Below are 25560 nucleotides of genomic sequence, written 5' to 3' on the forward strand. Positions count from 1 at the left end.
AAATTTTATACTTATTTGAAATGATTTTAAAAAAGGAAAAGTATGAAAAAAATTATTATTTCTTTAATAGCTTCGACAAGTTTATTTAGTGCAAGCATTGATTTTCAACAAGCAGAAGAAAATTTACAAAGATCTCTACCTGCAAATAATACAAACACTATACTTTCTTATCATGATTCTATTCAAAAAGTAAAAAATTCAGTTGTTAATATTTCTACAAGTCAAACGGTGCAAAATAATTCTTTTGGCATTGATGATTTTTTCAATGACCCATATTTTAAGCAATTTTTTGGTTTTGATCTTCCGAAAATGCCTAAAAACAAAAAAAATAAAGAAGTAGTAGGATCACTTGGTTCTGGGGTTATTGTTTCTAGTGATGGTTATATCATTACAAATAACCATGTAATAGAAGGAGCTGAAAAAATTACTGTTAATTTACCAGATTCTAGTGTGGAATATAAGGCTAAGTTAATAGGTGCTGATCCTAAGACTGATTTGGCGGTAATCAAAATAGATGCTAAAGATTTACCAGCTGTTGTTTTCGCAAATTCTGATCAGCTACTTGAAGGAGATATAGTTTTTGCTCTAGGAAATCCTTTTGGAGTTGGAAGTAGCGTAACAAGTGGTATTATTTCAGCTTTAAATAAAAATAATATCGGTTTAAATCAATATGAGAATTTCATACAAACTGATGCTTCTATTAACCCTGGAAATTCAGGTGGAGCTTTGGTAGATAGTCGTGGAGCTTTGGTAGGAATAAATTCAGCCATTCTTTCAAGAAGTGGTGGAAATAATGGCATAGGTTTTGCCATACCTTCAAATATGGTAAAAACTATAGCTCAAAAACTCATTGAAAATGGTAAAATTGAAAGAGGATATTTAGGTGTTGCCATAGGAGTTTTAACACAAGATATAAAAAAAGCTTACACAAATAAAGATGGTGCTTTAGTTACTGATGTACAAAGAGATTCAGCAGCATATAATGCTGGATTAAAAAGAGGAGATTTAATTATCAAAGTTGATAAAACTACTATAAAAAGCCCTATGGATTTAAAAAATTATATAGGAAATATAGATCCAAAACAAGAAATTGAACTAAGCTATGAAAGAGATAATAAAATTAAAACAATTAAATTTATGCTTAATACTGATGAAAAATCTATGGCATACGAAAAAGGTTACATAGATGATTTAAAACTCTTAGAGCTTGATTCTAAAAATAAACAACAATATAAAATTCCTGAAAACATTAGTGGTATTTTAGTGACTGAAGTTATTTCAAAATCTAAAGCAGAGCAAGTTGGGTTTGAAGCCGGAGATATTATTGTTGGTGTTGATCAATATGAAATATCAAATTTTAAAGATTTAGCTAAAGCTTTAGAGTTAAATAAAGGCAAAGAATATGTTAAAATTTGGGTAAATAGAGGCGGATTAATTAGAGCCTTGCTTTTTTAACTATTATGAAAGGATGAAATGATGATTAATATTTTAATGATAGAAGATGATTTAGAATTAGCTGAAATTATTGCTGAATATTTAGAGCAATTTGATATGAAAGTAGATATTGCCCATGAACCTTACATAGGACTTTCTAGGCTTGCTTTAAATCCTTATGATTTAATTATTTTGGATTTAAGTTTACCAGGACTTGATGGACTTGAAGTGTGTGAAGAAATTCGTAAAAAATATGATACACCTATTATTATTTCAAGTGCTAGACATGATATCAGCGATAAAGTTGCAGCACTTAATTTAGGTGCTGATGATTATTTGCCAAAACCATATAATCCTCAAGAGCTTCAAGCAAGAATTAAAAGTCATTTAAGAAGAATTTTAAATACAAAAACTGCTCAAGCACAAGTGAAAAAAGATCTAGTTTATGATAAATTCAAACACACTATAACGATGAAAGATCAAGAAATTAATTTTACTAATGCAGAATTTGATATTTTAAGTTATTTAATTAAAAAAGAAGGTGGTGTAGTAAGTCGAGAAGAGCTTGTATATAATTGCAGCTCTATAAGTGAAGATTCCAGTAATAAAAGTATAGATGTAATTATCAGTAGAATCAGACAAAAAATTGGAGATGATCCTAAAACTCCAAAGTATATTCATTCAATTAGAGGTATAGGATATAAACTAACTCAATGAATAAATCATCAATATTTTACACCATTACTTTTGTATTTTTATTAGCTATTACTAGCGTAATACTAGCATTTTTATGGCTTATTAAATATGATCAGCAAAATTATACCAATGAGCTTAATGCTAAGTATTCTTTTGTGGCAAATTCAAGATTGTTATATCTTAATAATGTAATTAGTGAAAAAGAATTTCAAGAGCAAACTAAAAACTATAAAATGGTGGAAATTATAAGACCAAATTCCATCAAAAACATTATTTATAAAGCTGAAACTATCGCTAGAGCTCAAACTAGCACAGCTATTGTGGAGATTATTACCCTACAAGATAATATATACTTGAAAATTATTTACAATGGCAGACTTTTTTTATATAAAGATTTAGAATATCAAGGCTATAGGTATCTTGTAATAAAATTAATAGCAGTAATTGTAGTTATGGTTTTAATGACTTTGTATCTTTTTATTATAAGAAAATTAAAACCTTTAAGAGCTTTAAAAAGACAAATTGATAAATTTGGACAAAATAAATTAGATGAAATACAAAATGTTAGTAGAGGAAATGACGAAATTTCACAGGTTGCAACAGCATTTTATGAGTCTATTTTAAGAATTCAAAAACTTAATTCTTCAAGGCAATTTTTTCTAAGAAATATAATGCACGAACTAAAAACTCCAATTACCAAAGGATTGATTACTTTAGAAATGCTTGAAGATAGTAAATATAAAGAAAGGTTAGTGGGAGCTTTTAATCGTCTTGAAGTGCTCATTAATGAATTTGCAGCAATTGAACAAATTACTTCAGGATCTCAATTAATAAATTTAAAAAAATATAATATTTTAGATTTATTAGATGAAGCTAAAGATATTGCAATGAATGATGATAACAAAATAAAAATTAGCATTAAAGAAAGTTTTAGTATAAATGTCGATTTTAAACTTTTTACCACTGCTATGAAAAATATGATAGACAATGGTATAAAATATTCTGATGAAAATAAAGTAACCATAGAGATCACAAAAGAATATTTGTGCTTTAAAAATATAGGTAAAGCCTTAGACAAAGACTTAAAATATTATACTCAAGCTTTCACTCAAGGAAAGAAAAATAAAGACAGCTTTGGACTTGGTCTTTATATAGTAAAAACTATATTAGATTCTCACAAACTCACTCTTTTTTATGAATATAAAGATGGTTACAATTATTTTTATTTTAAAAATTTAGAAAATATTATTCAAATTTAGGAAGATTATGCCTTTATCGCGTTTAAATGAAGAACAATATAAAGCAGCTTGTGCATCTTTTGGACATAATCTTATTATAGCAAGCGCTGGAACAGGTAAAACATCAACTATAGTTGCAAGGATAGCTTATCTTTTACAAAATAATATAAAACCAGAAAAGATTATGCTTCTTACTTTTACCAATAAAGCAAGTAAGGAAATGATAAGTAGACTTGGTAGATATTTTGATAAAAGCATCACCTCTAAAATTACAGCAGGTACTTTTCATAGCACAGCATATACTCTTTTAAAAGAATTAAATCATAATATTATTTTAAAACAAGCAAGTGAATTAAAAATTCTTTTAAGATCTATTTTTGAAAAAAGAACCTTTCACCACTTAAGCGATATTAAGCCTTATATGTCTAGTTATTTATACGATGTATATTCTTTATTTCAAAATACAAACACAAATTTAGATAATTTTTATGAATGGTTTTGTCAAAATTATAACGAACAAGCCATTTATGCTGAAATTTATGAAGATATTTTAAAAGAATATGAAGAAGAAAAAGAAAGATTTAACTATGTTGATTTTAATGATTTATTAATTAAATTAAAACAAAATTTGCAACACCATCATTTTGACTTTGATGAAATTTTAGTCGATGAATATCAAGATACCAATACTTTACAAGGATCTTTAATTGATGCTTTTAATAGTAAAAGTTTGTTTTGTGTTGGGGATTATGATCAAAGTATCTATGCATTTAATGGTGCTGATATTTCTATCATAGGAGGATTTAAAGATAGATTTTTAGATGCTAAAATTTTCACTTTAAATAAAAATTATCGTTCTAGTAAAAATATTTTAGCTTTAGCAAATAAAGTTATTTTAAATAATGAAAGGTTATATCCAAAAGAGTTGATCGTCACAAGAGAAGGAAATTTTAAGGCACCAAGTTTGCTTATTTTTAATGAACTTTTTGATCAGTATTCAACTATAGCTAAAATTATTTTACAAAGTGGAATTGACTTAAATGAAATTGCGGTAATTTTTAGAAATAATTCCAGTGCAGATGGTATAGAGGTAGCTTTAAGAGAGCTTGGAATATCTAGTAAAAGAAAAGGTAGTGGAAGTTTCTTTGAAAGTTTAGAGGTTAAAGCTTTTTGTTCTATGTTGGCAATTATATTAAATCCAAAAGACATCATGGCTTTTATACATTTGCTTGAATATACCAAAGGTGTAGGTGGAGTTTTAGCTAAAGATATTTTTGATGCATTTTTAAAACTTGGACATGCTAATTTATTAAAAGGTTTCTTAGACCCTGACACTGATATTAGTTTAACAAAACAAAAAAAACAAAGCTATCAATTGGGGCTTTTTGAAGACTTAGAAGAATTAGCATCTCCTATAAGATTTCAATTAAAAAGCGAATTTAACACTCATCCTATACTAGGTCTTTCTAAAATCAATGAACAATGTGCAAAAAACTTAGAAAAATTATATCTTTTTGTTAAAAAAGCAAGTGAGTGCAAAATTTCAATGCAACTTGTGAATTTGATTTTAGATAATGAATATTTTAAAGAAATTTGTGACATTTTAGCTACCAAACGAGCAACAAATAAAAATTCCAATGTAGATTTAAACAAAAAAAATGAAATTTTAGAAAAAATTAATGCAAAAATGATGATTTTAAAAGAACTTGCTAAAAACTATAGCGATAATTATAAATATTACAATTTTTTAACCCTTGGAGCAAGCGAAATGAGTAGTGGTAATGGAGTAAATTTATTAAGTATTCATGCTAGTAAAGGACTTGAATTTGAACTTGTATTTGTAATTGATCTTGCTCAGGGTAGATTTCCTAATCAAAAACTTATAAGTATGGGTGGTAGCTTAGAAGAAGAACGAAGATTGTTTTATGTAGCTGTAACTAGAGCCAAGGATACTTTATATTTAAGTTATGCTAAATATGATAAGATAAAAAAGAATAATTACCAACCTTCTTGTTTTTTGATAGAGGCTGGCATGTGTAAAGAATAAGACTTTATTAATCTTTTTATATTATGATTAAATTAAACTTTAAAAAAGGATATAAAATGAATGCAGTGTTATTCAAAGGAAATGAAGTTAAGCTAAAGGGAAATCAGCTTGAAGTTGGCGATATAGCTCCAAATATCATGTTAAAAGCAAAAGATCTTTCAAGTGTTGAAGTAGCTTCAAAAGGAAAAACTCAAATTATTATTAGTGTTCCAAGTTTAGATACGCCAGTATGTGCAACCGAAGCAAGAGAATTTAATAAAAAAGCGGCTTCTACTAATGCTGAAGTAATCGTAGTAAGTATGGATTTACCATTTGCAATGGGTCGTTTTTGTTCAACTGAAGGTATAGATAATTTAATTGTAGCAAGTGATTTTGTTTCGAAAGAATTTGGTGAAAAATATGGTGTTTTAATGGCAGATGGTCCATTAGAAGGAATTTTAGCAAGAGCTGTATTTGTTATAAAAGATGGTGTGATTGCTTATAAAGAACTAGTTAAAGAAGTAACAGATCTTCCAAATATGCAAGCTTTAGAAGATTTTTTTAGTCAAAGTTGCGGTTGTGGTGGTTGTGGTTGCCATTAATAAATTTTAGAAGTCTTAAATAGACTTCTAAATGTGAATATGAAAAATATTATTTTTAAATTTAATTTACAAGATGCTGATGAAAAATTAGCATTATCCAATCTTGTCATAAGAGATCTAAAAAGTAATTTTAAAGTTAATGATGAATGTTTAGGTCTTATTAAAATTATAAAAGGAAAGCTTAGAGCTTACATTTTAACTTCCAATGCGAAAGAAATTACATTATTTAATTTACAAGAAGGTGATGAGTGTTTGATTTGCTCTCAATGTAATGTAGATAGTATTGATCATGATGTTTTCATACAAAGTTCTCAAGATACAAGTATTGAGATATTACCTGCTAAAATTTTTAGTAAATTGAAAGAAAAATACCCTCAAGTTAATAATTATGCTTTAAATTTAATTACAAAAAGATTTAATATTTTAGTAAAAGTTTTAGAGCAAGCTTTGTTTTCACCTTTAAATGAAAGAATTTGTAATTTTTTAAAAGAAAATGCAATAAATAATCAAATTAAAATTACCCATGAAGAATTAGCAAATCATCTTGGAAGTGCAAGAGAAGTAATATCTAGAATTTTAAAAGAATTAGAAAAAAATAAAAAAATAAAACTTCTAAGAGGTAAAATTATTTTACTTGCTTTGTGACTTTATCACTGATATCAAAATATTTTTTATTTATAATCTCAAATAAAAAAAGGAGATTAAAATGAAAAAAACAGAAAGATTTTTTAGAATACTACTTTCTATGTGTGCATTTTCTATGGGAATATATTTTTCTACTTGGTGGGGTTTGTTAGGGTTAATTCCATTTTTAACAGGCTTATTTGGAATATGTCCAATTAGAGTATTAAGTGGAAAACAAGCTTGTCCTCTAGGAATTTGCCCTATTTCTAAAAAGAAAAACAGCGATATATGCTAGTTTTTTCGATTTTTGGAATTATTACAGATTGACAATAAGCTTGACTTGGGTTCTTCTTGAAATATTTTTGATGATATTCTTCAGCTTTATAATATTTTTGCAATTTGGCTATTTCAGTAACTATAGTTTTTAAATACTGCTTTTGAATATTTTTAATAAAACTATTGATAACATCTAAATCTTCGTCATTACTATAAAAGATAATTGATCGATATTGTATCCCTTTATCAGCACCTTGTTTATCCTTGCTTGTTGGATCATGCATTTTAAAAAAATAGTTAAAATTTTTTCTAATGAAATTTGATTTGGATCATAAGTAAGTTTTACAACTTCTATGTTTCCATCACCATTTGAAACGCTTTTATAGGTTGGATTATCTTGACCACCACTGTAGCCAACTTCACTGGTTAAAATCCCATTAATTTCATCAAAAACAGCTTCAACGCACCAAAAACAACCTCCACCTAAAACAATTTCCTTGGATAAAACAGTATGCATTTTAATTACTCCTATTTTAAATCTTCTTGCAAGATAAGTCTCATTAAATAAAGCTCTTCTCCATCAATAATTTTTAAATTTTTATCTTCACATTTTGGGCACCAAAAGATATTCTTTTCTAAAATTCCACTAAAATGACATTTTGGACATTCTACAAGTACTTCTTGTAAATGTAGTATTATTTTAGCATTTTTACAAATAAAACTATTTTCTTTAAATGTTTCAAAGCTTCTCTGTAAAAGAGAAGCTTCAACCCCACTTAAACGCCCTATTTTTACATGCACTTCTTCTACAATTTTGCCTTGAGCATACTCTTCACAAAGCTCGAGTAAAGACTCAGTAATACTTAACTCATGCATATTAACAAATTCTTGGTAAAAGTTCGCCCTTAGGAGCTTCCAAAATACGCCTTGCTCCATAAGCATTTTCTAAGACTACTCTAGATTTTTTAATAGCAGTTACCTCACCTATAATACTTGCATTGTGATTGAATTTTTGCAAAATCTCTAAAGTAAATTTTTCATCCTCTTTTTCAACACACAATACAAAAGTACCCTCGTTTGCAAGCTCATAAGGTTCATATCCAAAAAGTTCGCATACTCCTAAAACTTCATTACAAATTGGAATTTTTTCTTCATATATTAAAAGCTCAAATCCGCTTAATAAACTCCATTCATTTAATACTGCACTAAGTCCTCCACGCGTAGCATCACGCATAGCTTTGATTTTAATATTTGATTTTAAAAGAGCTTCTACTTCAGATTTTAAATTCTTACAATCACTTATTATATTAGCTTGTAAATTATTTCTTTCGACTAAAACAGCGCATCCATGAGCTCCAATATCTCTTGAAACTATTATACTTAAATTATTTTGTATATCTTTTGTAGATATTTTTTTGATAACTTTACCTATGCAAGAAGTATTGATATAAATTTCATCGCCTTTATTCTTAGGCACAACTTTAGTATCTCCACAAACTAACTTGACACCTAGTTCCAAGCATTCTTTTTTTATAGAATTTAAGATAATTTTTAGCTTTTCAATTTCAAATCCTTCTTCTAAAATCAAAGCCAAAGAAAGATAAAGCGGTTTTGCACCTACCATCAAAACATCATTAACACTTCCGCAAACAGATAATTTTCCTATATCTAAGTTTTTCAAAAAAATAGGATTTAACACAAAAGAATCTGTGCTAAAAGCTATATCATTTAATATTGCTGCATCATTTGCTTCACTTAGTACATCATTATCAAAAATAGAAAAAATTTCTCCAACTAAAGCATTCATTTCATCGCCACCACCACCGTGAGCTAAAGTAATTTTATCCATTTTGATCCTTAGTTTTGATAATACTTGTAATAAGCAGCACAAGCTCCTTCGCTAGAAACCATACAGCTTCCTATAGGATTTTTAGGGGTACAGACCTTAGAAAATACTTTACAATCATAAGGTTTTGCTAATCCTCTTAAAATCTGACCACAAATACAAGCTTTACTCTCATCCTTGCTTTCTACTTTACAATCAAATATTTTTTCAGCATTTAAAAAATCATATTTATCTTTTAAGTAAAGTCCACCATTTTTAATAATCCCAAGCCCTCTAAATTCAAAATTACAAGGTTGAAAAAATTCTCTTACAAGTTCTTGAGCTTTTATATTGCCTTCTTTGCTAACAACTCTAAAATATTCATTATACACTTTATGAGTATTTGCATTAATTTGTTCTACTATATTCAATATACTAAGCATAATATCTACAGGTTCAAAACCACTGACTGCTATAGGGGTTTTATATTTATTAGCTATTGGCTCATAAATATTTGAACCTGTTATCACGCTAACATGCGAAGGACCCAAAAAAGCATCTATTTTAACTTTTTTATCTTGCATAATGGCTTCTATTGCAGGTGGTACTAAAACATGATTAATATGAAAAAACAAGTTTTTTAATTTCATCTTTATACTTTTTTGAATAATAGAAGCACTCATAGGGGTTGTTGTTTCAAAGCCTATAGCAAAAAAAATAATAGTTTTATCTTGATTGTTTATAGCAATATCAAGAGCTTCTAATGGAGTATAAAGTGCTCTAATGTCAGCACCTTTTGCTCTAAGATCAATCAAACTCTCGTAGCTTCCTGGAATTCTTAACATATCTCCTAAAACGCAAAAAATCGTATTTGGCATGCTTGCAAGTTTTAAGGCTATATCAATACGCTCTCTTGGCATCACACACACAGGACACCCTGGTCCATGAATAAAATTGATATCTTTTGGAAGCAAACTTGGTAAAGCAAATTTCATAATACTATGAGTGTGTCCACCGCAAATTTCCATTATATTAATAGGTTTTGTAAGCTTAGAGGCGATTAGCTCTTTTAAAGTTAAAATTCTTTCTTTATCTCTAAAGTCATTGATTAAATCCATCTTTTAAACCCATGTCCCCTTCATATTCATCGATTTGACCATTATCCATCTTACATGCGATGTCTGTATAAATTTTTAAACTTTCTTTGGCTGCTTGAGTATCTATTTTTTCCATCGCAAAACCAACATGGATTAAAACATAATCACCTACATTTAAAGGCTCACTTATTAAATCCAAACTTACTCGTCGCTTAACACCTAAAGTCTCCACTATAGCTGAATTTAATTCATCAATTTCTAAGATTTTAGAAGGTATAGAAAGACACATTAATTTAATTCCTTTTTCATTTTTAAATAATTAATCCATAGGTTAAAACCAGATTTTGTCTTGCTATCTAAAATCATTATGTCAATCTTAGGATTTAATCTTTTTGCTGCTAGTGAAACTTGTTCAAAATCAAAATCAAAATGCTGAGCCAAATCAGCCTTAGTGATAATGAGCAAATCAGCTTTTCTAAACATTACAGGATATTTTTCAACCTTATCATGACCTTCTGTTACTGAAAGTAAAACTATATTTAAATGCTCTCCTAAATCATAGCTTGCTGGGCAAACTAAATTCCCTACATTTTCTATAAATACAATATCAAGATCACTTAATTTAAAATGATGCAAAGCTTCATGAACCATAAAAGCATCTAAATGGCAAGTTTGACCAGTAGTGATTTGATGAGCCAATGCACCTGCATTTTTAATACGATTTGCATCATTATTTGTTTCTAAATCTCCTTCAACAACAGCAATTTTTAGTTCATTGTTTAAAGTTTTTATAGTTTCTTCTAAAAGTGTAGTCTTTCCACTTCCAGGCGAACTCATTAAATTGATGCATAAAGTTTTATATTCATTAAAATGTTCTCTATTATGAGCAGCCTGATGATCATTTTTTGATAAAATTTTACTAATAACATTGATAGTTTTTTCATCTTTTAAAGCTGGATTTTCATGATGATGTTCATGCTCACTTATAGAGCAGCCGCAATCTTTACACATTTTTAATCCTTTTTCGTTTTATTTTATCTTTAAAAATATTAAAAATTTATGAGTTTTATCAGGTTTTTAATGATAAATAATGTACTAGTTGTCCTAAAGCTATTGAACTATCGTTACAAGGAAATTGTAAAGAAGTTTTATAAGAAATATTCTTTTTGTTTAAAATAGTAAGCAAAGTCTTGTTTTGAAATACACCGCCACTTAAAATAATTTTTTCTGTATAAAAACTTGATATCTTGACAATTATATTAGCTATGGCATTTAACAATCCTGTGCTAATTTTAATTTTATCATCATCTTTTAATGCTTGCAAAAATGCATTTTTAATACAAATTTCATTTTCTTTTATATCAAAATTATAACTATAATCAAGATTTTCATCATAGTATTTTTCAAACAACAACCCTATTTGAGCTTCATAATCAAGATGTGTTATATCAAACGCAATAACTCCAAAAGCATCAATAATCCTACCAAGAGAACTAGTATATAAAACACTTTTATCATAAATTTTATGCAAATTTTCTAATTTTATAGGGTCTAATTTGGATAAAATCTTTTTTGCTTCATTTTCGAATTTAAAATCAAAAATTAAAGCTAAAGTCAAATTTAAAATATTTTTAATATCACTATTTATGAGCTTAAAGGATTTAAAGTGATGTAACCTTTCATAAGATCTCAAATTTGCTTTAAAAATTTCTCCTCCCCATATATTACCATCATCACCATAGCCTGTTCCATCAAAAATAAATGCTATAACATCTTCATTATAAATTTTATGCTCAAATAAACACGCACATAAGTGCGCGTAATGATGTTGTATAAAATACTTTTTAGAAGAATTAAATTCCTTTGTATATAAAAAATGCGGATGCTTATCACATAAAATTTGATTAAATTCAAGATCATAGGAATCTTTGAAAAAATTTAATATTTTCAAAAATCTATCTTGTATATCTATATCTTTCATATCTCCTATATAAGGAGATATGAAAATTTGGCCTTTAAAAAAACACGCAAATTCATTTTTTAATTCACTACCCAAAGCAAGGATATTTTCATCATAATTAAAAATATCTTTACAATGATAATAAAAAGGATTTAAACCTCTAGAAGTTCTTAAAAACATTATTTTGTCGTCAATTACTTGAGCAATACTATCATCACTTGAATTTACAATATCTCTATCATAGTCAAGATAAAAATCAAATACATTATAAAGTTTGTCTAAAAGCTTTTGCTCTTCAAAAATAATACTTTGCGAACTAATGTTTGCACTAGTTGCTACAATAGGTTTATCAAAATATTCAAATAACAACAAATGTGTTCCCATATAAGCTAGCATAATCCCTATTTTATCTGTATCTGGCGCTAAATTTTTTAAAATCTTTTTACTTTTTAATATTACAATTGGCTTTAAATGTGATTGTAAAAGTTTTGCTTCATTTTCATTTATGTAAGCTAGTTTTTCTGCCATTTGTATATCTTTTGCCATGATGGCTAAAGGTTTTTTAGGACGCTTTTTTCTTCTTCTTAACTCATTAATAGTGTTTTCATTTGTGCTATCGCAAATTAAATGAAATCCTCCCATACCTTTTAAAGCGATAATTTTACCTTCATTTAGAAGTTTAGAAAGCATAAAAAAAGCTTGCTCATCTTTTGCTAATATATTTTTATTTTTGTCCTTTAAAAAGATAGTGATTTTGCATCGAGGACAAGATAGAGGTTGGGCATGAAAGCGTCTATTTAAAGGATCTTTATATTCACTCTCGCAAAAAGAACACATGCTAAAATTATCCATAGCGGTATTGTTTCTATCATAAGGAAGCTTTTTAATGATAGAAAATCTAGGACCACAATTAGTACAAGTGATAAAAGGATATCTATAGCGAGGATTTTTTTTATCATAAAATTCTTTCTGGCAATCATCACAAAGAGAAAAATCACTTAAAATGGGACTAAATTTGTCTGTATCTTTAGATGAACTTATGAAAAAATCTTGATATTTGTGCTTAAAACTTGTTTTTGAAATTTGGATTTGATCTATTCTTGCTAGTTTTGGTAATTGTTTTAATAATTGATCTTTAAAAGTCTCGAATAAAAATTCTTCGCATTGAAGCCTTATGACTACCCCTAGACCATCATTATAAACTTCCCCATAAAGACGTAGCCTTTTAGCTAAATTATAAACAAAAGGTCTAAAACCAACTCCTTGAACTAGCCCTTTGATGCAAATTTCATATCCAAAGTGGAACATCGCTTATCTTAAAAAATGGTATGTGCTTAAAAATATTTTTACTTAAGCTTTTATGTTCAAACAAACTACCACTTAATACAACAAAATCTGCTTGATTTTTTGCTTTTAAATCATCAAACATATCTCTTAAGCAATAAGCCAAAGATTCTATTGCACCTAAAGCTATAATCTGATCTTCTACACCTGCTAATTTAAAACTCATAACACTTCTTAAAGTTTTGGTGTAATCAAATTCTTTTTGATCATTAAATTTAAAATCTATTCTAACACCTTTTGCCATTTTACTTTCATCTGATAAAGACAAGACTTTCATTCCAGCTTGCAAGGGATCTTTATCGAGTTCTAAAATAATCCCTATCATACAAAAAATTCCAAAAAAATTATTTTTCAAATTTAATTTTATTTGCGGTAAAACAAACTCTTTTTGATAGTTTTCTAATAATCTTTTAGCAGTTTCATCTTGTTTAACTACTTCATAAAATTCATCAAAACTTGTTGGCAATTTAAGTTTTAATAAATTTACCTGTTTATCTAGCAATATAATATCATCATATTTTTTACTAAGTTCTAAAAGTAAAGGCTTCTTATCTTTAAAATCAGATAATATACAAGAAATTCGTGCATAGTTTTTATCTTCTTTTTGGAAAATTAAATTTTTAAATTCAGGTAAAATATAATCAAAACCTTTTAAAACAAACATATTTTTTTCTATTAAAGCAACCTCGAAATCATCTTCAAAATATTGCAATTTTTTAAAGTTTAAAAATTTTATTCCTTCTTTATTAAGTTCATAGCATAAAGCAAAAATAAATAAATTATCATAAATTTTAATCTTAAAATAGTCATTTTTAAGATTATGATTTTGTCTAAAAATAGCATTAAATTTTAGTTTCATTAAAGGCTTTTCAAGACCTGCTAGAATTTTAAATTGTTCATTATTACAAGAAAAAAACGCATTGATGTGTTTAGGGTCACTTGGCATTAAAAAATCATCTAGTGTTTCATTAAAAATTTCAAGAGTATAGATTCCTTTATCATTTTTATATTCTATTTTTTGCTTGTTTTTTAATTTTTCCAAAGATTTTTCTAAAAAGAAATGAAAATTTTCTTTAGTAATTTTTATAAAATCATTTTCAATTTTAAACTCTTCTTCGACAAAAATTTCCCATTCATTTTCAACAAGTTCACCATGAATGTAAGCATTAGCATTTAATCTTGTTAAAAATGATCTCTTGGTAAAATCTTTTTTAGCTGGCTTTAAATTTTCAAGCTCTTCTTCGATTATTTTTAAATCAAATTTATCTAAAAAAATACTATGACTAATTTTTTCTAAATTTTCACAAAAGGCTTGCAAATATTCTTTTTCACCACTTATCTTAATAATAATCTTATTATCTTTTTGTTCAAAAACATAACTATAATCTTGGGCATAATACAATAAAAGATATTCAAATATGTCATTCTTGCATTTATAATCAAAAGTAATTTCTAAAAACAAAATAAAACCTTAAAGATTAAACTAAAGCGTAAATATAACAATTTTAATTCTAAGGAAAGCTTAAAAAATACACAATACAAACTTTAAAATAATAAAAATATTTCTTCAATTTTTATTACTAAAAATGCTTGAGAAAAACTTCTCTTTCTTTATAATCAGGCATTAGATTATACAAAAAACTATAAAATTCTTTTTGATGGTGAGGATAAATTAAATGAGTAAGTTCATGCAATATCACATATTCTATAGTCTTTATGGGTTTTTGCATAAGTTTTAAATTTAAATTAATATAGGCTTTTTTGTGATTACAAGATCCCCATCTTGAAATCATATTTTTTATGCTGATTTTTTGCACTTTTTTCTCAAAAGCAAATTGCCACTTATTAATTAAAAATTCAAAAATTATTTTTGCACTTTTTTTCTTAAAATCCTCAAGAGTTTTAGTATCTTTTGTAAAAATTTTTGAATTTTTGATACAAGTTTTAAGATTTTTTTCATTATAAATTACCATATATTTTTGACCTAAAAAATATATTTCATTAGGATTTAAAATTATGTTTTGAGACGAAATTGCTTTGTATTTAATTCTAATCCAAGATTCATTTTTTTTCAAAAAACTAAATACATCGATATTTTCATAATGCAAAGGTACTGTGAGCTTAAGATTTAATTTTTTATCAATTTTTAATCTTAAATACTTGACTTTTTTCTTTTCAAATTGAATATTGAATTCTTTAAATTTTAACAAGCCTTTTATACTAAAATTTTGCTTTGCCATTTTTTACTTTTCCATCTATACGAATTTACAATTCCTCTTAAAAATTCATCCGCACAAAATCCTATCCACACACCTAAAATTCCAAATCCAGCATAAAAACACAATACATAACCAACAGGTAAAGAAACTCCAAGCATAAATACTATTCCACTTAAAAAAGGAAACCTAGCATCTCCAGTAGCTCTTAAGGAATTTACCATAACTATATTAAAAGTTCTAGAAATTTCCAAAAATATAGAAAGTGTAAAAAGCGGTGCCATAAGTTCTTTTAGAGTGTCTTCTAATTTAACTACTGACATGGTAAAATCTTGTAAAATAAAATTTAATAAAGCCACCAAAGCACTTGCTATAACGCTAAAATATAATGCTATCCAAGTATGCTTATATGCGATATTTAAATATCTAGCACCCACTAATTTACCTATAATAATTTCATTAGCCACGCTAATTGCTTGTCCTACTAACATAATTAACAAAGATATTTGAAAATAAATTGTTTGAACACTTAAATTTTCTTTACCTAAACTTGCTACAAAAGCAAATGCTATAGTGTATTGTATAAACCAAACTAAATGCTCTCCAGCTGCAAATCCCCCTATGCTAAAAATTTTTTTCAAAACTACTTTTTCTAGTTTTATCATTTCTCTAAACTTTAAATGAATTTTGAGTTTAAATGAAAATATACAAATTAACATCACAAAGGCAACAACACGACCAAATATATTAACAAGCCCTATTCCAAAAAGCTCCAGTTTGGTAAAATGCAAAACATAATAATTTCCTAAAAAAATTACTATATTCATAAATAAAGTTACAAACATAACCCAATAAGCCATATTATAAACTCGTATAATTGCAGCTAATACTATACCAATGGCATCAAAAAACAAACAAATTGCCAGCATTTGCAAATAAATTTGACTATCTTTTAGTAGCTCATGAGGAATTTGCAAAAGATCTAGTAAAAGTTCACCATGCCATAAAATTAAAATGCCACATATTAAACCCACTAAAGTATTTAAAAATAAGCTTTGATGAATTGTTTTTAAAGCTAAAACATAATTTTTAGCTCCTAAAGCTTGAGCTATAACAACACTACAACCTACACTTAAAAAACTAAAAATTATAATAAACAAATCTGCTACTTGATTACCAGCACCCATAGCTCCAACCAAAAAATTAGAATATTGAGAAACCATTATAGTGTTAATAATCAAAGAAAAATATCTTAAAAACATTTCAAGCAATATAGGCATGCTAAGATGCTTGAGTGAAAGTTGCTTTGAGGCCATAATTACTCTTTTTTAGAAAAAATAAGATGACAATTTTAAAATAAAAATACTTTCTTTAAGTTAAAATTATATTTCATTGACCTCTAAAAGTATTTTGTCATCTTTTTCTTTAAAAGTATAAATTAAATCATCACTTTTATAAGAAATTTCTTTTTTACAAGTTTTATCTTTAACTTTTTCTTTTAAGATATCTGGTAAATGCTTTTTAATGAGTAATTTCATGGGAATACCCATACCATGTTCTAGATTTTTAATAAATTTTCCATCAACTTCATTTTGATTCATAATTTTAGTAAATTCTATATCAAATCCTAATTCTTTTAAATAATTATACATTTGCTCTTTATCTTGTAAAGGTACAAACTGATCAAAGTTAGAATGATAAGAAATATATTTTGGTTTAGGATATAAACTTTGAGTTTTTAAGTGTTCCTTATTTAAAATTTCTCTTATAAGTTTTCTTGCTGGTGAAAAATATCTCGGAGATTGTTTATTGGAAGTCCAATGAGTTTTATCATTAACAGCTAGACTGATATTTTTAAATATTTGAGTGGTTCCAACACAATGGTATGTAGTATAGTCAATTTCTTTACCAAAACCTATTAAACGCCACAATTCATTAAGAGTTGATTGTGAAGAATTATCAATAATACAATCAATATTCCAAGGAGCTATTTTTGCACATAAATTTGCTAAATAACCTCCATGAGAAGCTCCAATTAAAATATTCTTCATACCCCCCCCCATAATCTTAAAAGGTGGATTTTTATTAATATATAAAAGAGCATTTAATATATCTGTTGCTTGCATGATTCCAAAATTTTGATATTCGTTTTTTGCAGGTTTAAATCCCAGACTTAAACACATCCTATAATGTTCATCAAAATATTGTTCTTTTTTTAGTTTTTCTATCAGCTTATTAACAATATCCGCAACATCATAAAATTCATCATATGTATTGATATTTTGAATATCTATAGGAAGATTAAATCCTATAGCTTCTAAACTTGTTTTTAAAATTAATTTATCTATCTCATCTATATAAAATTCTGCCCCAGTTTTTAAACGATTTCCTATACAATGATAATTTACATTTAAAACTGCAACATCAAAATTTTTAGAACAAAACTCGCTAAGATATAAATCATCGTTAATATCATCGCCTAAACCATTTACAAGACAAATTATAGCTTTTATTTCTTTTTCATCATCATAAGTTAATCTAAATTCAAGTTTACTTTCTCTTTTTATATTAAGTTCTACATCATCACAAGAATCTATGAAATAAGTTTTATTGATTAACACTATTTTCCTTTAATTTAATTCTAAAACAAATTTATCATCTTTATCTTTAAAAGTAAAAACTTTATCTTTACAAGGATAAGAAATGCTATTTTCTCTTATATTAAATTCTTTACCTTTTAATTTTTCTAACATATTTGGCAATTCTTTATTGAATAATGCTTTATCAGAGATTCCACATCCATGTTCTAAATCTTTAATGTATTTACCATCTATGTCTTTTTCTTCTATTAAATGAAAATCTACTTCATAATTTAATGCTTTTAGTATTTCTACCATAGAAATTTTGTAATCAGCTGGCGTAGCGGGATCTTTTTTAGAATGATAACTTATATAAACTATATCTTTATTTTTTTGAGCTTGTAATATTAAATGAGTTTGATTTAATAAAGCTCTTATTAGATAATTTTCATCTGCAAAATAATAAGGAGAGTTTGGGTTTTTTCTTTGCCAATAGGTTTCCACATAGCAATAAACTCTGCTATTTAACTCATCGTGATTTAGTATAGCATCCCCTTCATTTAAATCTCTACCAATTATATATTTTAACGGCGGTAAAGCAGCACCTGAATTATCTATAACTCCATCAACATACCAAGGAGCTATCTTTGCACACATTAAAGCTAAATAACCTCCATAAGACCCCCCCCCGTAAATTTTAGGTAGAGTGTTAAATTGAGGATATTTATTTAAAATATCTTTTAAAGCATTAATATGATCAATTGCTGCCATTATGCCAAAATTTTGATATTCGTTATTTGGTGGGACAAAAGTGCAAGATAAATCAATTTTATAATTTGTTTCTAATAATTTGTTATCTTTAAGTAGGGTCAATTTTTTATCAAGTATTTGATAATATTTTTCTATATTTATAGTATTGTCTAAAATCTCAAAATCTATTTCAAAATCCTTAAAAGCTTTTTCAAATTTTCTAATATCATCTAGCAAAAATGTCATCTCAGCACTATATCTTTCTACATCACTTTTTCTTTGACAAAAACAATGATAAAATACATTAATAGTCACGACATCAAATTTCTTAGCTATAAATTTTCTATAACTATCTAAAAAATGTATATTAGCATTTGCACCATATCCACCTATTACAAATACCACAGCTTTCATCTCTTTTTCATCATCATAAGTTATTCTATATTCAAGTTTACTTTCTCTTTTTATATTAAGTTCTACATCATCACAAGAATCTATGAAATAAGTTTTATTGATTAACACTATTTTCCTTTAATTTAATTCTAAAACAAATTTATCATCTTTATCTTTACAAGGATAAGAAATACTATCTTCTCTTATACTAAATTCTTTACCTTTTAATTTTTCTAACATGTTTGGCAATTCTTTATTGAATAATGCTTTATCACTCATTCTAAGGCCATGCTCTAAACTTTTAATAAATCTGCCATCTATATCTTTTTCATCTTTTATCAAGTGTAAAGTGGTATTAAATCCTAAGTGCTTACAAGCATCAATTAAATCTATTTTATTTTGCACAGGAGCACCTTGATCTTCACAACTATGATAACTAACAATTATAGTTTTATTATTCATTTTACTTTGTTCGTATAAATGTTTAGAATTTAAAATAGCTCGGATTAAATAATTTTCCTTACCAAAAAAATATAAAGAATTTTCATTACTAGTCCAATATCTTTTAACATAACAAATCAATTCATAATTTACATTTTTAAAAATAAATTCACCCGCGTTCATATCTCTACCGATAATATGTGGTAAATGAGGTAAAACCACACCTGAATTATCTATAACTCCATCAACATACCAAGGAGCTATCTTTGCACACATTAAAGCTAAATAACCTCCATAAGACCCCCCCCCGTAAATTTTAGGTAGAGTTTTAAATTGAGGATATTTATTTAAAATATCTTTTAAAGCATTAATATGATCAATTGCTGCCATTATGCCATAGTTTTGATATTCATTATTTGGTGGAATAATACCACAAGATAAAATAGCTTTTTGATCAATATCGATTAAGCCTTTATCTTTTAAAACCTTAACATTTTCATTTATATAGCTTATTAAATCTAAAAAATTATTTTCATTAGCTTTTATATTGATACTTAAAGCATTCAATATCCTTTGTATATTAGATAAATCTTCTTGATTTGGTATCATCGAGGGATTATATTTTTCATTTATACTTTCTCTAGCACAAAAACAATGATAAAAAACATTCACAACTATCACATCAAATTTTTTACATAAAAATTTTCTATCAAAATCTAAAAAAGATATATTAGAATTTACTCCAAAACCACCTATTACAAATACCACAGCTTTCATCTCTTTTTCATCATCATAAGTTATTCTATATTCAAGTTTACTTTCTCTTTTTATATTAAGTTCTACATCATCACAAGAATCTATGAAATAAGTTTTATTTATAAGCATTATATTTTCCTAGAAAATTTATCTTATAATATCATAAATATTCTCAAAGGCTAAAAAATGATTACTAATGTATGTGACTTTTTAGAAAAAAGTGTTAGTAAATATCCAGATAAAAAATTATTTGTTGAATTTAATGGCAATCATATAACTTACAAAGAATTTGACCAAATTACAAAAAAACTAGCTAGTGCCATAATAGAAAAAAATATATATAAAAATCCTATTTTAATAATACTTCCAAAAGGAATTAATGCTTTAATATCATTTTTTTCTGTTGTAAGAAGTGGAAATTTTTATACTATAATAGATGAAAAGACTCCACTAGAAAGAATTGAAAAAATAATTTCAGTTTTAAAACCTAAACTTTTAATCACTTCAAAAGATTTAAATTGTGATTTAGAGCTAGAAACATTATTTATAGATGAATTTGACGATGATAAAATAAATACCAAAGAATTAGAAAATATTAAAAATAAACACATAGATACAAATTTGCTTTATGTATTATTTACAAGTGGAAGCACAGGAGTGCCTAAAGGTGTTTCTATATCTCACAAAAGTGTTGTTGACTATGCTTTTTGGATTTGTGAAACTTTTAATATTGATGATAAAGAAATTATAGCAAATCAAGCACCGTTGTATTTTGATAATAGTGTATTAGATATTTTCAGCACTATTAAAACAGGAGCGACACTACATTTACTTCCAAATCATTTATTTGCTTTTCCTAAAAAAATATTAGCTTATTTAGAGCAAGAAAAAGTTAGCACTATTTTTTGGGTTCCTTCGGTTTTAATATATTTTGCAAATACAAATGCTCTACATGATACAAATTTAAAATTAAACAAAATTTTATTTTGTGGCGAACTTATGCCAAATAAACAATTAAACATATGGCGGACTTATTTACCACAAGCACTTTTTGCAAATTTATATGGACCTACTGAAATTACTGACGTATGTTCTTATTATATAATAAATAGACAATTTAAAGATGAAGAGCTTTTACCTATAGGTAAAGCTTGTAAAAACACAGAGCTTTTAGTTTTTGATGAGAACTTAAATTTGATTAAAGAAAATCAAATAAATATCAAAGGGGAACTTTACATAAGAGGAACTTGTCTTTCTTTAGGTTATTACAACGATAAAGAAAAAACAAAACAAGCTTTTATACAAAATCCATTGCATAATAATTATTTAGATTTATTATACAAAAGTGGAGATATAGTAGCTTATAATGAATTTGGTGAGCTTATATGCTATGGCAGAATAGATAGTCAAATAAAATACATGGGTCATCGCATAGAACTTGGAGAAATAGAAGCTATTATCAATTCTCATAATGAGGTAAAAAACAATGCTTGTATATTTAATGATGAAATAATCTGCTTTTACGAGAGTAATCAAGAAATAGATTTTAAATTCTTTTTAAAAGAGAAATTACCATCTTATATGATTCCTAAGAAATTCATTATAGTTGATAATTTTCAACTCAATCAAAATGGAAAAATAGATAGAAAGGTTTTACAAAAACTTAGCAAATGAAAATAATAATAATGTATCATTATGTTAGAAATTCTTCAAACAAATTACCATATTTTAGATATTTATCTTTGGAAAATTTTAAAAAACAACTAGATTTTCTAGAAGATAAATTTAGGATGAATCATGAAATAAGATTTTATAAAGATAATGAATATGAACTTTTAAAAAATTATATAAAAACTCAATGGAAGCAAGATCATATTTTTGTAAAATCAAAAACTGTATTGGATTTTCAGCATTTTGATACAAATCATCAAAGATATAATTTTTTAGTAGCTTATAATACAAATACTAAAGAATTTGATGGAATTTTAGGTTTTATATTGCAAAGTCAATATGATATAAATTTTAAAGATATTAATGTTTGGACTTCCTTGTGGAGTGCCAAAAAACAATATCCATCTTTAGGTTTAAAACTTTACAAACATTTAGTAGATGTTTTAAATATAAAACATACTTCATCTACTGGAATATCAGAATTCTCACAAAAAATTGTATCTTTATTTGGATATAACAAAAATAGATAAACTATATAATTTTTATATAAAAAATGATAAAAAGAAAAATTTTGAACTTGCTAATTTTAGTAATAATATAAATAAATACAAAAAAATAATTCTATAAATATAAAAAACTTACCATCGGTGAACTTAAAAAAAGCAAACTTAAATTTATATTTTTTCCTAAGAAAGCTTAAGTTATTTTATAAATCGATAATTGAGGCATCCTATATATAAATATGAGGCTTTTGGGGTATTTAAAAATGAAGAATAAAAGCAGTATTTTTACTAGAACTATCAAACATAATAAATCAAAATGCATGCTATTTGTATTATGAATTTCAAAGTTTATTAAATAAAAAAATTGTAAATTTGTAAGCTTGATTTGCTACATACCCAATAAGCATTTTTTTATTAATATGGGACTAATTTAAAAACTAAAAAAGAGATAATACCTGTATATTACGAACTTTTTATTAAAGAAAATATTGATATTTATTTCGCCATTAAAAAGTAAAAATAAAAACTACGCCATTTTCAAAGGAGATAGCGATCAAGACAGAGTAAATCAATTAAATTTTTGATATAATAACAATTTAAAGGAGTTGGTATGCAAATAAATTTAAAAGACGTTCAACAATTTTTCTTGAATATAGAAAGAGCAGATGTAGATGAAAACACTCAAAATTTAGTAAGCGAAGATATAATTGATAGTATAGATATCATGGCTTTAGTAGCAGAGATAGAAAAATTTTGCGGGGCACCACTTAAAGCCGAATTCATCAATCCTGAAAATTTCGAAAATTTCGAAAATATTAAGAATATGCTCCTAAAAGCATATAATTAATTATTTTTTTAAAGAATTTATAATCTTATTTTTAGATATTATAATTTGAGCTATAAATTCAGCTACTTGATCCCAATCTTTCTCATTTATTTGAGTTAAGGTTGGATTTTCTTTATATTCATTCCAATTTACAGGTTCAAACAGAGTTTTTCTATGCGGAAAATATTTAGATCTAATCCATTCGTTAGAACTTTCATAGTAATCAACATAAGACTTTGCAATATCTTTTGCAACTTTAAATTTTAATCTATTATCGCTTGTGCCTTCAAAAGTTTTTCTAGCAATATAAAGTAAGGAATTAATATTTTGACCTTGCAGATCTTTTTTAATAAGTCTTGATTGAAGTTCCATACCTAAAAGATTAAAGCTTTCGTTTTTATTTTGTTTTAATACAAAATCATCATCCCATTCTAAACCTAAGTGATATACAAAATCTTTTAGTAAAGTTCCACCAACATATTCTTCCCTAAGTAATCTAACTATTAAATTTTCTTCACCAAAAATTTCACTATGACTTTGACAAATCCATTTGTAGTCAAAAATATATTTTCTAGGATGTTCATCTGGTTTAAAATCAGCCGAATAAAACCCCATATTATTTTTAATATCTTGAGAGCAATGAGAATTTAAATAATCTAGTGTCGATCTAAAATAAACTATCTCGTAAATTTTTGTAAATCCTAGATTATCCATCACTTTTTTCAAAATTTCTATATGTTTTTTAGTAGAAAAGTCCCAAACTATACCTTCAGCAGAAAAAATAAACTTTTTATCTTGATGTAATTTTGCTTCCACTCTAAAATTTTCAACAGCTTTAATCAAACGCTCATCATCTAAATCATCTAAGACATTAGAACTTAAATTTTCTTTTTTAACTAATTCTAAAACTATATCAACTAACACCCAATGTCTATTTGCCATTCTTAAGCTTTTTGGATATATATAACCTTGTTCTAAAAGCTTGTCTTCATTTTGCATTAAAAAACCTTGTTTTTCTTGGTTGCCCGTATTTGTAGTTCCTATATGTAAATAAGCTGTCATATTTCACCCTCTGTAATAATTTTTATATAATTGAAAGACAAAATTTATCATCTTTATCCTTAAAAGTAAAAACTTTATCCTTGCAAGGATAAGAAATACTATCTTCTCTTATATTAAATTCTTTACCTTTTAATTTTTCTAACATGTTTGGTAATTCTTTATTGAATAATGCTTTATCAGGAATTCCACATCCATGTTCTAAATCTTTAATGTATTTACCATCTATATCTTTTTCTTCTATTAAATGAAAATTTATTTCATAGCCCAATGCTTTAAGTATTTGTACTATTTGAATCTTGTAGTTAGTTGGGGTGAGTGTATCTTTTGAGCCATGATAACTTATATAAACTATATCTTTACTTTTTTGAGTTTGTAATATTAAATGAGTTTGATTTAATAAAGCTCTTATTAGATAATTTTCATCTGCAAAATAATAAGGAGAGTTTGGGTTTTTTCTAGTCCAATGAGTTTTAACTTGACAATGCATCATTATATTAGAACCATAAACTACGCTATCTTCTTTTTGAAATTCCTTTCCTAAAAAATACTCAAATGGTGGCAAGATTGCAGCTGAATTTTCTATAACTCCATCAACATACCAAGGAGCTATCTTTGCACACATTAAAGCTAAATAACCTCCATAAGATCCACCTCCGTAAATTTTAGGTAGAGTTTTAAATTGAGGATATTTATTTAAAATATCTTTTAAAGCATTGATATGATCAATTGCTGCCATTATGCCATAGTTTTGATATTCGTTATTTGGTGGAATAAAGGTTGCACTAAAATGTGCTCGATAATCTTGAGACAAAAGATTATTTTCTTTTAGATTGCTAATAGTCTTGTTCAAAAATTCATAATGGATAAAGGCCGTAGATGTATCTAATTTACTAGTTTGAAGATTAAAATTTTCTAAAACTAATTTTAAATTTGGCAAATCCTCTTCAATAAACGCTAGTAATGCACTATATCTTTCCACATCACTTTTTCTTTGACAAAAACAATGATACAAAACACTTACTGCAGCAACATTGTATTTTTTAGCTACAAATTGTCGATTAAAATCAACAAAAGTCATATTAGCATTTGCACCATATCCACCTATTACAAATACCACAGCTTTCATCTCTTTTTCATCATCATAAGTTATTCTATATTCAAGTTTACTTTCTCTTTTTATATTAAGTTCTACATCATCACAAGAATCTATGAAATAAGTTTTATTTATAAGCATACGCATC

24 protein-coding genes and 1 pseudogene are annotated in these 25560 nt (G+C 26.4%); 10 read left to right on the top strand and 15 right to left on the bottom strand.

The window, feature by feature from the left end; genetic code table 11:
• Positions 1-42 precede the first annotated feature (42 nt).
• The 7 genes from CINS_RS03755 to CINS_RS03785 all read left to right on the top strand — a co-directional run bounded on the left by CINS_RS03755 (position 43) and on the right by CINS_RS03785 (position 6915).
• The gene (locus CINS_RS03755; RefSeq protein WP_039649976.1) at positions 43-1455 is read left to right on the top strand and encodes a DegQ family serine endoprotease; all 1413 of its coding nucleotides are present in this window, start codon (positions 43-45) and stop codon (positions 1453-1455) included.
• A gap of 21 nt (positions 1456-1476) precedes the next feature.
• Entirely contained in the window at positions 1477-2151 is a 675-nt protein-coding gene (locus tag CINS_RS03760; protein ID WP_039649978.1) for a response regulator transcription factor, read from the top strand.
• Positions 2148-3389, top strand: a complete 1242-nt coding sequence (locus tag CINS_RS03765) for an ArsS family sensor histidine kinase (RefSeq protein WP_039649980.1) — start codon at positions 2148-2150, stop codon at positions 3387-3389. Before CINS_RS03760 ends, CINS_RS03765 begins: the two co-directional genes overlap by 4 nt.
• A gap of 7 nt (positions 3390-3396) precedes the next feature.
• Positions 3397-5415 carry an ATP-dependent helicase gene (locus CINS_RS03770; protein ID WP_039649982.1) on the top strand — a complete coding sequence of 673 codons (2019 nt, stop codon included), beginning with the start codon at positions 3397-3399 and terminating at the stop codon, positions 5413-5415.
• Positions 5416-5471: 56 nt separating this feature from the next.
• A complete protein-coding gene (gene tpx / locus CINS_RS03775; RefSeq protein WP_039649985.1) occupies positions 5472-5996 on the top strand; it encodes a thiol peroxidase in 525 nt (174 codons plus the stop codon).
• 39 nt (positions 5997-6035) lie between these two features.
• A complete protein-coding gene (locus tag CINS_RS03780) occupies positions 6036-6641 on the top strand; it encodes a Crp/Fnr family transcriptional regulator (protein WP_052251962.1) in 606 nt (201 codons plus the stop codon).
• 61 nt (positions 6642-6702) lie between these two features.
• Positions 6703-6915 carry a YgaP family membrane protein gene (locus CINS_RS03785; protein ID WP_039649988.1) on the top strand — a complete coding sequence of 71 codons (213 nt, stop codon included), beginning with the start codon at positions 6703-6705 and terminating at the stop codon, positions 6913-6915.
• Here the strand turns inward: CINS_RS03785 and msrA are convergent.
• The 13 genes and pseudogenes from msrA to CINS_RS03850 form a co-directional block, all read right to left on the bottom strand.
• Positions 6887-7413, bottom strand: a pseudogene (gene msrA / locus CINS_RS03790) (peptide-methionine (S)-S-oxide reductase MsrA). The gene CINS_RS03785 and the pseudogene msrA overlap by 29 nt on opposite strands.
• 11 nt (positions 7414-7424) lie before the next feature.
• Entirely contained in the window at positions 7425-7772 is a 348-nt protein-coding gene (locus CINS_RS03795) for a hydrogenase maturation nickel metallochaperone HypA/HybF (RefSeq protein ID WP_039649990.1), read from the bottom strand.
• 1 nt (position 7773) lies between these two features.
• Positions 7774-8745, bottom strand: coding sequence for a hydrogenase expression/formation protein HypE (gene hypE, locus CINS_RS03800; protein ID WP_039649992.1), 972 nt, complete (start codon positions 8743-8745; stop codon positions 7774-7776).
• Positions 8746-8753: 8 nt separating this feature from the next.
• Positions 8754-9839 (bottom strand): hydrogenase formation protein HypD, encoded by a 1086-nt coding sequence (hypD, locus tag CINS_RS03805; RefSeq protein WP_039649994.1) that lies wholly within the window; start codon positions 9837-9839, stop codon positions 8754-8756.
• Entirely contained in the window at positions 9823-10107 is a 285-nt protein-coding gene (locus tag CINS_RS03810) for a HypC/HybG/HupF family hydrogenase formation chaperone (RefSeq protein ID WP_039649996.1), read from the bottom strand. Before CINS_RS03810 ends, hypD begins: the two co-directional genes overlap by 17 nt.
• A complete protein-coding gene (gene hypB / locus CINS_RS03815; RefSeq protein ID WP_039649998.1) occupies positions 10107-10829 on the bottom strand; it encodes a hydrogenase nickel incorporation protein HypB in 723 nt (240 codons plus the stop codon). The genes CINS_RS03810 and hypB overlap by 1 nt, the downstream gene beginning before the upstream one ends.
• Before the next feature lie 58 nt (positions 10830-10887).
• A complete protein-coding gene (gene hypF, locus CINS_RS03820; RefSeq protein WP_039650000.1) occupies positions 10888-13086 on the bottom strand; it encodes a carbamoyltransferase HypF in 2199 nt (732 codons plus the stop codon).
• Positions 13067-14584: a hypothetical protein gene (locus tag CINS_RS03825; protein ID WP_039650002.1), complete on the bottom strand. Its 1518-nt coding sequence runs from the start codon at positions 14582-14584 to the stop codon at positions 13067-13069. Before CINS_RS03825 ends, hypF begins: the two co-directional genes overlap by 20 nt.
• A gap of 118 nt (positions 14585-14702) precedes the next feature.
• The gene (locus CINS_RS03830) at positions 14703-15362 is read right to left on the bottom strand and encodes a M48 family metallopeptidase (RefSeq protein WP_039650004.1); all 660 of its coding nucleotides are present in this window, start codon (positions 15360-15362) and stop codon (positions 14703-14705) included.
• Complete coding sequence (locus CINS_RS03835; protein ID WP_039650006.1) at positions 15338-16654, bottom strand: MATE family efflux transporter; 1317 nt, start codon at positions 16652-16654, stop codon at positions 15338-15340. Before CINS_RS03835 ends, CINS_RS03830 begins: the two co-directional genes overlap by 25 nt.
• A 66-nt stretch (positions 16655-16720) precedes the next feature.
• Positions 16721-17959, bottom strand: coding sequence for a DUF2920 family protein (locus tag CINS_RS03840; RefSeq protein WP_039650007.1), 1239 nt, complete (start codon positions 17957-17959; stop codon positions 16721-16723).
• A gap of 9 nt (positions 17960-17968) precedes the next feature.
• On the bottom strand, positions 17969-19189 hold the full coding sequence (locus tag CINS_RS03845; protein ID WP_039650008.1) for a DUF2920 family protein: 1221 nt from the start codon (positions 19187-19189) through the stop codon (positions 17969-17971).
• 9 nt (positions 19190-19198) lie between these two features.
• Positions 19199-20386 carry a DUF2920 family protein gene (locus CINS_RS03850; RefSeq protein WP_039650009.1) on the bottom strand — a complete coding sequence of 396 codons (1188 nt, stop codon included), beginning with the start codon at positions 20384-20386 and terminating at the stop codon, positions 19199-19201.
• A gap of 57 nt (positions 20387-20443) precedes the next feature.
• On the opposite strand from CINS_RS03850, the gene CINS_RS03855 reads away from it, so the two are divergent.
• The 3 genes from CINS_RS03855 to CINS_RS03865 all read left to right on the top strand — a co-directional run bounded on the left by CINS_RS03855 (position 20444) and on the right by CINS_RS03865 (position 23278).
• Positions 20444-21931, top strand: coding sequence for an amino acid adenylation domain-containing protein (locus CINS_RS03855; protein WP_039650010.1), 1488 nt, complete (start codon positions 20444-20446; stop codon positions 21929-21931).
• Positions 21928-22458: a hypothetical protein gene (locus tag CINS_RS07890; protein WP_170161462.1), complete on the top strand. Its 531-nt coding sequence runs from the start codon at positions 21928-21930 to the stop codon at positions 22456-22458. Before CINS_RS03855 ends, CINS_RS07890 begins: the two co-directional genes overlap by 4 nt.
• A 583-nt stretch (positions 22459-23041) precedes the next feature.
• On the top strand, positions 23042-23278 hold the full coding sequence (locus CINS_RS03865; RefSeq protein WP_039650011.1) for a hypothetical protein: 237 nt from the start codon (positions 23042-23044) through the stop codon (positions 23276-23278).
• Here the strand turns inward: CINS_RS03865 and CINS_RS03870 are convergent, their stop codons facing one another.
• Together CINS_RS03870 and CINS_RS03875 are read right to left on the bottom strand one after the other, a co-directional pair.
• Entirely contained in the window at positions 23279-24319 is a 1041-nt protein-coding gene (locus CINS_RS03870; protein WP_039650012.1) for a hypothetical protein, read from the bottom strand. It abuts the gene before it with no gap.
• A 22-nt stretch (positions 24320-24341) separates the two neighbouring features.
• Positions 24342-25553 (bottom strand): DUF2920 family protein, encoded by a 1212-nt coding sequence (locus tag CINS_RS03875; protein ID WP_039650014.1) that lies wholly within the window; start codon positions 25551-25553, stop codon positions 24342-24344.
• Positions 25554-25560: the final 7 nt, after the last annotated feature.

Source organism: Campylobacter insulaenigrae NCTC 12927, assembly GCF_000816185.1.
Classification (GTDB): domain Bacteria; phylum Campylobacterota; class Campylobacteria; order Campylobacterales; family Campylobacteraceae; genus Campylobacter_D; species Campylobacter_D insulaenigrae.